Origin of the sequence: Mesoplasma sp. JKS002658 (assembly GCF_023566355.1) — a bacterium.
GTDB lineage: Bacteria > Bacillota_I > Bacilli_A > Mycoplasmatales > Mycoplasmataceae > Edwardiiplasma > Edwardiiplasma whartonense.
Window position 1 is genome coordinate 360,386 of sequence record NZ_JAKNSW010000001.1, and the last position, 12,266, is coordinate 372,651.

Below are 12,266 nucleotides of genomic sequence, written 5' to 3' on the forward strand. Positions count from 1 at the left end.
TCTGCTTCCTTTCTTTATGATAGGGGGGTTAAATTCAAATACTGACAAATTGTTAAATAAATCTGGTCAATATTTTGGTTTTTGGTCACTGAAGTTTTAATTAAAGGAGTGGTGGAATCAACATTCAAACTAGTACGAATTAACTCAACATTTTTTTTAATCTCGTTTTGCTTTAGTTTATCTAACTTCGTACCAATTAAAACCACAGGAACATGATAATGTTTAAGATAATCATACATTATTAAATCATCTTTACTTGGAGAGTGACGTAAATCAACTAACATTAAAACTAATCTAAGGTTAGTTCGATTGGTTAAATATTCTTCCATCATTGGGGCAAAACTTGCTTTTAAATCACTGCTAACTTGAGCATAACCATACCCTGGTGCATCAACAATTCGAAACTGGTGATGGTTAATATCAAAAAAGTTTAAAAGACGGGTTTTTCCGGGGTGTGAAGACACTTTTGCCATTTTTTTATTATTCGTTAACGCGTTAATGATTGAAGATTTTCCGACATTAGAACGACCAACAAACAACACTTCAGGAACTTCATCATCAATTCAACCATCCTTACTAGCTGCTGATTTTACAAATTCTGCTCATTTAATCATTAGTTTGCTCCTTTTTAATTAATCCTTGTGCGGTCAAAAAATCTTTTAACTGTCAAGAATAACAAACTTTCATTTGTTTAATATTACCTTTAATCTTGTCATCACGATAGTTTAAATAGAAAAAATGGTGGTGCGGTGAAGTTTTGATTAATGTAATTGTTGAAAAGGCAATTACATCACTTGTAGAAATTAAGTGATTATTTTTCACCACAATGAGTAAACAATTAGCCCACCGATGTTCAAAATACATTAAAACAGTCATACTCAACATTTGCAAGAGAAAAACTATTTCAAAAGCAATTAACAATCCTGAACTTTGATCAATTTCATAGCCAATAAACAAACCTCAACTTCCACAAGAAAGGATTAACATTAAAACACCTAAACTCATTAAAATTTTTCTGCGATGGTGATTTTCAAAGACCACAACAGTTTGAGACTTAAACTTTTTCAACTGGTGTAACTTTCTTGTCAAACTAACTGATGCCACTACAAAGATTGCAAAAATTAGTAAGGAAAGCACAAAACCAGAAATAACTAAACTACCATTCAAATTCATCTTCTTATCCTTTCTGGACCTTTTTTAAGTTTTCTAAAATAATTACTGTCTTGATGTGATGATTAACAATCTCATAAACCCCTTGTTTTGTACTTAAAACAAATCCAGGAAGAAAACTCTTTGCTACTAAAACCATAATCGGAGCAATTTCATTCACAAGATCATAGGTGATTACTATTTTTTTCTGAGAATTAAAAAAAACAATCCGATGATTAGTAACTATCATTGTTGTCATAAAACCAGCATCCTTAGAATGTTGATTTGCTTTTCGTAGTGAATAAGTTCATCTTAAAAGACCAGTTCTGGTTTGCTCAGCATTCTCTTCTCACTGATCATCAGCAGGATTTTGATATTTTTTGTATAACCATCCAACCTTTTTAGATTTTTTTAGGTTATGAGTATAAACCTGGACCCTCTCTTCATAAGCATAAACCGCTTCGTTATCATTTAACTTTAAATCTAGATTAAGCGGTGTTAGAGTCAAGAAATCTTGTTGAAGTGTGTGGTAATCAGCAAAATATTGTTTACGCTTGGCAATTTCTTCTTTATGTTTAACTTGATAAATTCAACTTAAAAAACCAAAAATTATCAACAACAGTAATCAAACTGTAATGATAACAATTAAGGCAATATATTTAGCGTCCATTCCCCCACCTATTCTGCGTCAATATCACTTGTTAAAAAGCTTCAATAAGATAGCAAAGCATCAGTTTCGATTAATAAGTCAAAGAGTGCCAAAGTTTCGTCTTTTAAAATCTTAAATTCTTGCAATGCTTGAGCAAAAACAATCAGAAAACCTTCATTTAAATCATTAAGGTTAGTGGTGGTTGCCAAGATTTTGATAACTTTAATTACTTCATCTGAAAAGTGATTATTAAGTTGAGGAAAAGTGATTATTTTTTGAATCACACTAGCAAAATTATCTTTAATTACCTCCTGTGCACTTAAAAGATCAAGATCTTGATAGTTGTGACCTATCAATAACAAGTCGAGGTATTTACCTAAATAAACTGGTTCAGTTAAAGCAAGATAAAGTTCTTTATCATTCAAGTATTTTTCATCTTGAAATAGTTCTTCATCAAATCCTTTCAAATCGTGATTGAACTCACTTCACCCTTCAGAGTCTTCAACATCCACTAACCGATCAATCAAGATATCTAACGCTTCACTTTGCTCTTGGCTTAGCTCAGTTAACAACTGGGTACCATCATCTAAACTAGCAACCATCAAGGCCAATCCGCGCTCAAAAAAGTCAAACTCTGCAATTTCGTGTTTCATTTTGTCAATCCCCTTTTCTTTTTATTATAACCGATTCTCGACCTTAATTTGGATGAATGCCAGAGACTAAATTGGGTTTAAGTGGTGAAAGTAATCATTATTTTTGTATAATTAAGTAAGTGGTGAAAAACGATGATTGAAACTTGTAAAAAGAACTTTGGCTTAATTCACGAAGAGAATTTTAGTCATATTAAACCTTGGTTTGATAAGGCTATCATTAAAAACCAAAACCAATTAAGTAAATATTTGACCAGATTTGGTTGAGGCGAAAAACTTAAGCCTTATTTAAAGGATAAACACTCATTGGACTATAACCTTTTTATTACCAATGTCAAAAATACCTTCGATTTACTGGTGAGTAAAGAAAGTGGGATTGAACAAAGTGCCAAGTTAGTAAAAAAATTTAGTCGGTTTATTACTCTATCAGCACAAGAAGTAGGATTTGTTAGTCTCTTACACATTATTGATGATTACTTTGAAGAAGTTAACAATCACGAAGTTGCCAAAAAACGTTTATTGGTCATTAAGTTAACAAACAAAACAATTACCCAACTTTATCAAGTTTATCAGAAGTTAATGTTAACAATTTTCAACGATCAAGCAGAACTTCAAAAAATGGTTAAAGAAGTCTTTGACACTGATGGATTTTATGTTGATCAAGTATTTGACCCGAGTTTTAACATTCGCACCTTATTTAAATTTGCTAATAAAAGTACTAATAATAAAAAACTTACTACTGAAAGTTTTAATCAAGTTTATTTCAATAGTTTATTTGCTGACAGTTATTTTACAACGCTACGGTATTATGTTGAAAACTTTATTAATAGTGTGTATTAAAAAACCTCTTGAAGCTTCAAGAGGTTTTAATTTACTTTAATTTTAAATGAACCTCTTCTAACTGGTAATCACTAACATTATCAGGAGCATTACTCATCACATCAATACCATGGGCATTTTTAGGAAAAGCCATGACATCACGAATAGAATCTGCTCCAGTCAGTAACATGATAATTCGGTCCATTCCCAAAGCTAAACCTGCGTGATATGGGGCCCCATACTGGTAAGCTTCAATAAATCAACCAAAATTATTTTTTACTTGTTCTGGAGTTAATCCAATCGCTTTAAACATGCGAGCTTGAATTTCAGAATCAGTAATTCTTTGGCTTCCCCCGCCAATTTCAAATCCATTCATAACAATATCATAAGCATCAGCAATCGCATTTTGTTGATCAATATCAAAAGTAGGAAGAAAATCAGTTTGAGGCATCGTGAAAGGGTGGTGAGCAGCAACGTAGCGGTTTTCTTCAGCATTAAACTCAAATAAGGGGAAATCAACTACTCATAACAACTTATAAGGTTCTTGGTACAAGTCAAACATTTTTGCTGCTTGGTTACGAATTTCTCCTAAAGCATGCGAAACGTGGTGATACTTTCCTCCACCAATTAAAATTGTTGCCTTAGCATTTTGATCCAAACCAAAAGTTTGTAATAGACCATTTTTTTCTTCTGGGGTTAAACTTGATGCTAAACCTCCTGTTCAGGTTTGGTTTTCTAATTTTAAAATTCCTAAACTGGGTAAATTAAACTGAGCACTGATCTCATCAAAAATTTTAATCTGACCCTTATTTAACAATTGATTTTCAATAGCTATTCCTCGAATTTCAGCCTTTTCTTGGTTAAACTTTTGCATTAACTTATTTTCTGAATTAACAAAAAGTGAGGTTAAAGTTTTTAAGGGTAAATCAAAACGTAAATCTGGTTTATCCACACCATACTTGTCAATTGCTTCTTGATAACTAATCTGTAAAAACGGTTCATTAATCTTGATGTTTTTAGTAACTTGTAAGATTTTTTTTAACAAGCGTTCAGTTAAATTCATCACATCTTCGCTAGTAGCAAAACTCATTTCTAAATCCAGTTGACTGAATTCTGGTTGTCGATCAATTCGTAAATCTTCATCCCGAAAACACTTCACAATTTGGAAATAGCGATCATAACCACCAATCATCAATAACTGTTTAAAAAGTTGCGGCGATTGAGGAAGGGCATAAAACTTACCACGATTTAGTCTACTTGGTACTAAAAAATCTCGCGCTCCTTCAGGAGTTGATTTTCCAAAGACGGGAGTTTCAATTTCTAGAAACTGCTCATCAACTAAAAAATTACGAATCAAGTGATTAACTTGGGCGCGCATGATTAAGTTGTGTTGCATTTTTGGCCGACGTAAATCTAAATAACGATACTTTAGACGGGTTTCTTCTGATACTTCAACATCATCATCGAGCACAAAAGGAGGCAATGCTGATGGATTAATCACTGTAATTATTTCTGCAGCAACTTCAATTTCACCAGTAGGAATTTCAGGATTCTTAGCTTTTCGTGCTTTGACCATTCCCTTAACTTCTAAAACGTATTCAGGTTTAATACCTTTAACCAGTGCTTCTTGACTTTCTTCGACCACGACCTGGGTATAGCCATAACGGTCTCTTAAATCAAGAAAGGTCAATCCCCCTAATTTTCGAACTTTTTTCACTCATCCTTGTAAAATCACTACCTGATCCAAATTTTTGGCAGTTAACTCACCACAATTATTTGTTCTAATCATTGTTTTGCTCCCTAATCATTGTTTTAATAATTTCAATTTGGTTTAAATCAATCACCTGTTCTTTTCCTGTCACTTGGTTTTTTAACTTTGCTCGCATTGAAGTTAACTCTTGGCTTCCCAAAATTAAAACTTCTTTTGCTTGTAATTTTTTTGCTTGGTTAAAACCAGTTTTTAAGGTGTTGTTTAGTAAAGAAAAATCAACTACTAACCCACTTGCCCGCAGTGTTGAAATTAATTGCATTACTTGTGCATTAAACTCTAAGGCAATGACATATAAATCAAGTTCGCGACGGGTAAAAAGGTCTGGTTTTTCTTCACCCAACAAATTTAATAAACGTTCAATCCCTAAACCAAATCCAGCAGCAGGGACACTCGGACCTCCCAATTGTTGCACTAAGTTGTTGTATCGACCCCCACCAATCAGAGTTAAACTTTCCTGACTTTTATCTGCAGCATACTTAATTTCAAAAACCATTCCCGTATAATAATCCAGTCCTCGTACTAGACTTGGATCAAGTTTAACTTGATAATTTAAAGCTGTTAAACATTCAACAAGTTCTTTCATTCGCATTTGATCTTGAACACTAAGATAATCACCCATTGAGGGTGGATTAGTAAATTTATAGCCATCAATCTTACAATCCAAAGTCCGCATTGGGTTTTTTTGAATCCGCACTTGACAATCATCACACAAATCATCAAAGGTAGATAAATATTGGACCAATGCAGCTAAATAAGGCTTTTTCTCTTCACCACTAACTAAATAATTTAAATAAATCACCGCGTTTTGCTCAAGAGTTAAAGATGTAAGAATTTCCATAGCCAAACTGATAACTTCGACATCTTGATTTAAATTATCAGCTCCAAAAGTCTCAATTCCTAACTGGTTAAACTGACGGTATCTTCCTGCCTGAGGTCGCTCATAACGAAACATACTGCCAACATAAAAGAACTTTAAGGGTAAATTGTTTAAAACATACATCTTGTCTTCAACTACAGCCCGAACCACTCCTGCGGTTCCTTCAGGACGTAAGACAAACACGCGGTTTTTTTTGTCATTAAACTCGTACATTTCTTTGCTAACAACATCACTAGTTTCTCCGACCCCACGAACAAAAAGTTCTTTACTTTCAAATATTGGGGTCATGATTTCTTGATAATTTGCTTGATGAAGAATTGTTTTAACTCTACCGATCACCCCATCAAGTACTTCCATTCTTCTTCCATAAACATCACTTGTTCCCCGAGGTTTATTAATCATTATTAGCATCCTTTCTTGAGGTTAAGTTTTCTTCTTCACGAGTCACTACCCGATCAACAGTTAATAATCCAGGGATAATTTTCATTGACGAAATAATCTGGTTAAGTTGATCAGAGTTATTTATCTTCAATTTAATTACTCCTGTTGAAAGATAAGTTTTTTCATTAGTACTAGCAGAAGCAGAAATAATCGCTGCTTTCAAAGAAGAAAGCATTCTGGTTATATCATATAACAAATTGGGGCGGTCGTTAGCACTAAACTTGATTTTTGTCACATAACTTTTATTACCTATTTGAGCACGATTTCAATGAACATTAACCAAACGAGGTTTAGTTTCCTTGCCACTAACATTAACACAATAAGGCAAGTGAACTTTAATTCCCTTCCCCTTAGTCACATAACCAACCACTGGTTCAAAAGGAATCGGTAAACAACAATTAGCAATTTCCACTTGCATATTAGAAATTCCATCAACAATTAAATCATTATTAATTTCTGGAGCTCAAGCTTGAGTTTTGCTTAGTTGATCAAGAATAACATTATCTTTATTAAACTCTGGATTAACTAAATATTTGTTAACCACTGCTTCGATTTTTAAACGGTTATTGGCGACTTCTCAGTAAACATCATCTAGAGTTTGAAATCCATCTTTACGAAGCAACTCAATAGTCTCTTTCTCACTTCAGCGTTTTCCTTTTAAGTCGTTAGCGTTTAAAAAAGCACTAATTGCAGTTTTACTACGCGCAATCATTTGCTCACGCTCTTCTTTTTTAGTTAAGGTTTCACTCTCATTAACTAGGCTTTGGGCAAGATATTTTTTAATCCGGTTTTTCGCATTAGAAGTTTTCACAATTTTTAATCAGTTATGGTTAGGAGTTTGGGTGGGTGAAGTTTTAATTTCAACCATTTCTCCAGAGTGTAAAACTGTGTTTAAAGGTAAAAAGACTCCATTAATTCTCGCTCCAATCGCATGTTCACCAACCTCAGAGTGAATTCGAAAGGCAAAATCTAAGACTGTTGAACCATAAGGCAGGGTAATCATTTGCCCATTAGGAGTTAGAACATAAATTGTTGAGGTAAAAATATCTTCTTTCAGTTCTTTTTCTAACTCTTGGTTTTGCTCTTCGTTATTTAACGAAATAATCCGACGAAAAATATCGAGTTTATCATCAATTTCTTTTTGTTTATCAGCTACCGAAACTTCATCATTTGCTTTGTAGCGCCAGTGAGCTGCCGCTCCAAATTCTGCATACTCGTCCATTTCATCAGTACGAATCTGTACTTCAAAAAGCAATCCATTTTTATTCGCAACAGTTGTGTGTAAGGATTGGTATAGGTTATTTTTTGGTGTAGCAATATAGTCTTTGAATCGTCCTGGAATAGGCAAATACTTTTGGTGAATAAAACCTAAAATCTTGTAACAATCATCAACATTTTGCGCAATTATTCGCACCGCTAAAAGGTCATTAATTTCATCAAAAGTTTTACCAAACATTGTCATCTTACGATAGATTGAATAAACGGTTTTTTCCCGACCAAAAATTCGTACCACAGTAATCTGTTTTTCTTTAGTTAAGAAGTAGTTCAAATCAATAATAATCTTTTTAATTTCAACATCACGAGTTTTGCGATCTTGAGCAATTAATTCTGCTACTTTGGCATAACTACCAGGGTCAAGCACCTTAAAACTCATGTCTTCTAACCATGATTTAGCACTATTCATTCCAATTCGATGAGCAATCGTAGCATACGTATCTAAAGTTTCTTGAGCAATCACTTGCTGTTTATCTAAAGGTAAATTACCAATTGTGAACATATTATGTAAGCGATCACAAATTTTGATAATCATCACCCTAATGTCTTGAGCCATTGAAAGATAAAGTCTGCGCAAATAAGTTGCTTTTAACTGTTCACGATTTTCCTTGGCAAAATAACTCACCTTAGTAACTGCTCGAACTAACATATTAACTTCTTGACCAAATCTATCAATGATTTCTTGTTCTTGAACTGGTGTATCTTCAAAAATATCATGGAGCAATCCAGCAATAATCGTGGTTGGACCCATTTTGTATTGTGCTAAAAAATAAGCTGTTGTTAGCGGATGATAGATGTAAGGATCGCCATTAGCTCGTAGTTGCTTACCATGTTTTTGCTTAGCAAATTCATAAGCTTGAGTAATTTTAGTCAGTCAAGTTTCATCGGTGATATAAGTTCGGGCTTCGTTGATTAATATTTTTAAATCATGAATTTCTTGAACTTTTAATTCATAATTTTTATTTGTCTGATTGCTCATTCTAAACTCCTATTTTAATTATATGCTAAGTTTTAAAGAAATAAAAACAAGCAAACTGAGGTTCTTTTGTGGTTGAATTTCATAGAAATTACCAAGCAAGCAACAACTCCTTAAAACAAAAAAACTAACTAATAAAAGTTAGTTTTTTTATATAAATTACAAAATTATTACACGATGAAGAAATTTTACCAATATCTAATAGGTTTCTTGCCAAATACGTGTTGTTCATCAAATATTTCAAGAACCAGGAATCGCAATCGATGGACCGTCGGAAAAACCAAGATAAATATTGCAATAAAAATTAGGAAGATGTAAAACATATCCTGGAGTATTTAAGTCTTCTATAGAAGGCGTTACTCCATTAGGGAAGTTTCAAGCTCAATTATTGACGTAAACTGTTGTAATGTTTTTAGCATAATCACAAAATTCTTTAAGTTCTCAGTTTAAGAATTCTTTAAATCGCACTGCCAAATTTCCTAATTGTGTAAGATAACCAGACCAAACTGTAGGTTGAAGTAAATCATTATCTGAAAGATCTTTTATAGCAGCAGCAAAATTATCCTTTGTTAAAATGTATCTAAGTCTAAGTTCAACAGTACCACGATATTGACTATCAAGTTTAGCAACAATATTCAAACGACCGTTTACTGAATATTTAGGTGCTTGGAAAGTTTCTAGAAAAACTTCATCAAGATTTAAAAGATTATCTTTAAAAACATCACTATTTTTCTCTAAGAATACTTTAAAAACTTCTTCTTGTGTTGATTCTAAAGGTACTGCAATATTTGTTTCAAGACTTAAATCGTCTAAATTAATTATATTATTAAGGTTAACTTTTACACTACCACTATACTTACTATCTGGTTTAGCTTTAACGCTTAATTCACCAAATGAATTTTTACTTGGGGCAGTAAAACTCTCGATTTCAAGATTATCCCGTAAATCGCTAACTTCAGGGTTTAACTTAATAAATGCATCAAAAGCTTCCTGTTGTTTTGTATATACTTTATCCACTTCTAAATTAAGGTGAAGATCAGTTAATGCTGTTTGACCAATTGCAGTAACTACAATGGTAATTGAACCAGTATATTTAGTACCTAGTTTAGCTGTAATAGTTAAAGAACCAGGAGTGGTATAAGTTGGTTTTGAATACTCTGAAGTGACGACACTATCTTTAAGTTCAGTAATGCTGTTATTATTCTTTAAGAACACTTCAAAAGCAGCGTCTTCATCCATCTTTTCTGACCCAGTGATTGCACTTTTATTTAAAGTGTTTAAGTTAGTTTGTTTGATTTCTGCGAAGTTAACTGTGACACTGCCTTGGTATTTATCTTCGCTGTTAGCATTGATGACTAGTGACCCAGGAGTTCCGTAACTTGATGAAACAAATTCACCTGGTTGAACGTTTCCTCTTAAATCAGCTACATTTTTATTTAATTCTAAGAAAGCGTTAAACGCATCATCTTGATTCGTGTATGCTTCACTTAATTCTAAATTAAGGTGAAGATCAGTTAATGCTGTTTGACCAATCGCAGTAACTACAATGGTAATTGAACCAGTATATTTAGTACCTAGTTTAGCTGTAATAGTTAAAGAACCAGGAGTGGTATAAGTTGGTTTTGAATACTCTGAAGTGACGACACTATCTTTAAGTTCAGTAATGCTGTTATTATTCTTTAAGAACACTTCAAAAGCAGCGTCTTCATCCATCTTTTCTGACCCAGTGATTGCACTTTTATTTAAAGTGTTTAAGTTAGTTTGTTTGATTTCTGCGAAGTTAACTGTGACACTGCCTTGGTATTTATCTTCGCTGTTAGCATTGATGACTAGTGACCCAGGAGTTCCGTAACTTGATGAAACAAATTCACCTGGTTGAACGTTTCCTCTTAAATCAGCTACATTTTTATTTAATTCTAAGAAAGCGTTAAACGCATCATCTTGATTCGTGTATGCTTCACTTAATTCTAAATTAAGGTGAAGATCAGTTAATGCTGTTTGACCAATTGCATTAATTCTAACCATAACTGATCCAGTGTATGCTGTATTTGCTTTGGCCTTAATGGTTAAAGAACCATTACTTGTGTAAGTGGCAGCAGCAAAACTATCAACTTCAACATAGTCGTTTAAGTTAGTTCAGCTGTTATTAACTTCTAAAAAAGCGGCAAACGCGACATCTTTATTCATCTTTTCAGTACCTTGAATGATTGTGTTTGTTACTAGGCGAGCGATATTAGTTTTGATTAGTTCTGGAATCGTGATGGTTAAAGTTCCACTGTACTTTGTATTTGGTTTTGCTTTAACTTCTAATGATCCAGTTTGGTTGTAATCTGGAGCAGTAAAATTCTCAATTTCAAGATTATCGCGTAAATCACTAACTTCAGAGTTTAACTTAATAAATGAATCAAACGCTGCTTGTTGGTTAGTTACTGGAAGTGATAATAAAGTTTTTAGATGCAAGTCGTTTAAACTTGTTTGACCAATTGCATTAATTGTAATTATAATTGATCCAGTGTATGCTGTATTTGCTTTGGCTTTGATTATTAAAGAACCAGGTGTAGTATAACTTGGTTCGTTAAACGTTAAGTCAACGTTTGCTTCAAGATCAGTAACGTCTTTGTTGTTGTTTAAGAAGGCTTGGAATACATCTTCTTTGGTCATGCCTTCTGAAATAGTGATTGATTCCTTATTTAAAGTTAACGTGTTTAAATCGATTTTCACTTCAGAACGATTTTTCGTTCCACAAGCGACAACACTTATAGCAGCAGTACTAGTTAAACCAATTGATCCCAAAATAGTTAATAATTTCTTCATATAAACTTACTTTCCTTTTGTAGTAAAATCCATAACATCGTAATTTGTTATTATATTTAAACATTAGCATTTATGTTGTAAAAAAACGCTTGATAACTCTTTAACAATCTCACTTTGTTACTATTATTTTATCATTTTAGTCTTAGATTTTTCAAGTTTTATTTTTAAAATTTTTTTAGGATTTTTTGATGAAATTTATAAAAGTTAGCCATATAAATTCATTAATCAACAAGAAGATTTTGGTAATATCTTGACAAAAAAAACAGTGAAAAAGCAAAGGCGATTTCACTGTTTTTCATTATTTAAAACTGACAACTTATCAAAATTTTAGTAAGTAATTAATGACTTAACTTTATACTTTTTGTTTAATTCTTGATCATGGAGTTTAGTAATATCAGCTAAAAACTCAATTCCAACAATTGTTGATCCTTGACTCTCAACCAACTCCACAATTGCATCAATTGTTCCTCCCGTGGCAAGAATATCATCAATAATGACCACTCGATCAGAGGTAGTTAAATCACCTTTTTGCATCTCCACCTTACTGGTTCCGTATTCTAAGGTGTATTCTATTTGCTCAACTGCTCGAGGTAATTTACCTGGTTTTCGCACTAAAACAAACTTAGTATTAGTTAAATAAGCAACTGCACTAGCAAATACAAAACCCCTTGCTTCAGGAGCAACAATTGCTGTAGCTTGTTGCTCTTGAACAAACTTAGCCATTTCATCAATTGCTGCTTTAAAAGCAGAGGGATGATTCAATAGCGGAGTAATGTCTTTAAAAACTACTCCTGGACTAGGAAAGTCAGGAACATCAGTAATATATTTTTTTAAATCCATCTCTA

10 protein-coding genes are annotated in these 12,266 nt (G+C 32.9%); 1 reads left to right on the plus strand and 9 read right to left on the minus strand.

Annotated elements, in window-relative coordinates; all coding sequences use genetic code 4:
- Positions 1–14 precede the first annotated feature (14 nt).
- From yihA to LD125_RS01710, 4 genes are read right to left on the minus strand one after another with little or no spacing between them, the layout of a single operon-like run.
- Entirely contained in the window at positions 15–614 is a 600-nt protein-coding gene (yihA, locus tag LD125_RS01695; RefSeq protein ID WP_250137016.1) for a ribosome biogenesis GTP-binding protein YihA/YsxC, read from the minus strand.
- Positions 607–1,173: a hypothetical protein gene (locus tag LD125_RS01700; RefSeq protein ID WP_250137410.1), complete on the minus strand. Its 567-nt coding sequence runs from the start codon at positions 1,171–1,173 to the stop codon at positions 607–609. The genes yihA and LD125_RS01700 overlap by 8 nt, the downstream gene beginning before the upstream one ends.
- A gap of 4 nt (positions 1,174–1,177) precedes the next feature.
- Positions 1,178–1,819 carry a hypothetical protein gene (locus tag LD125_RS01705; RefSeq protein WP_250136795.1) on the minus strand — a complete coding sequence of 214 codons (642 nt, stop codon included), beginning with the start codon at positions 1,817–1,819 and terminating at the stop codon, positions 1,178–1,180.
- Between the two features lie 8 nt (positions 1,820–1,827).
- On the minus strand, positions 1,828–2,451 hold the full coding sequence (locus tag LD125_RS01710) for a hypothetical protein (protein WP_250137409.1): 624 nt from the start codon (positions 2,449–2,451) through the stop codon (positions 1,828–1,830).
- A gap of 132 nt (positions 2,452–2,583) precedes the next feature.
- Between LD125_RS01710 and LD125_RS01715 the strand changes: the two genes are divergently transcribed.
- On the plus strand, positions 2,584–3,288 hold the full coding sequence (locus LD125_RS01715; protein ID WP_250137408.1) for a hypothetical protein: 705 nt from the start codon (positions 2,584–2,586) through the stop codon (positions 3,286–3,288).
- A 31-nt stretch (positions 3,289–3,319) separates the two neighbouring features.
- Here the strand turns inward: LD125_RS01715 and aspS are convergent, their stop codons facing one another.
- From aspS to LD125_RS01740, 5 genes are all read right to left on the minus strand, one after another.
- Complete coding sequence (gene aspS, locus LD125_RS01720) at positions 3,320–5,056, minus strand: aspartate--tRNA ligase (protein ID WP_250136813.1); 1,737 nt, start codon at positions 5,054–5,056, stop codon at positions 3,320–3,322.
- Positions 5,049–6,317 carry a histidine--tRNA ligase gene (gene hisS, locus LD125_RS01725; protein ID WP_250137407.1) on the minus strand — a complete coding sequence of 423 codons (1,269 nt, stop codon included), beginning with the start codon at positions 6,315–6,317 and terminating at the stop codon, positions 5,049–5,051. The genes aspS and hisS overlap by 8 nt, the downstream gene beginning before the upstream one ends.
- A complete protein-coding gene (locus tag LD125_RS01730; RefSeq protein ID WP_250136815.1) occupies positions 6,310–8,610 on the minus strand; it encodes a RelA/SpoT family protein in 2,301 nt (766 codons plus the stop codon). Before LD125_RS01730 ends, hisS begins: the two co-directional genes overlap by 8 nt.
- Positions 8,611–8,805: 195 nt before the next feature.
- Complete coding sequence (locus LD125_RS03915) at positions 8,806–11,421, minus strand: lipoprotein (protein ID WP_250137406.1); 2,616 nt, start codon at positions 11,419–11,421, stop codon at positions 8,806–8,808.
- A gap of 327 nt (positions 11,422–11,748) precedes the next feature.
- Positions 11,749–12,261, minus strand: coding sequence for an adenine phosphoribosyltransferase (locus LD125_RS01740; RefSeq protein ID WP_250137023.1), 513 nt, complete (start codon positions 12,259–12,261; stop codon positions 11,749–11,751).
- Between the last annotated feature and the right edge of the window lie 5 nt (positions 12,262–12,266).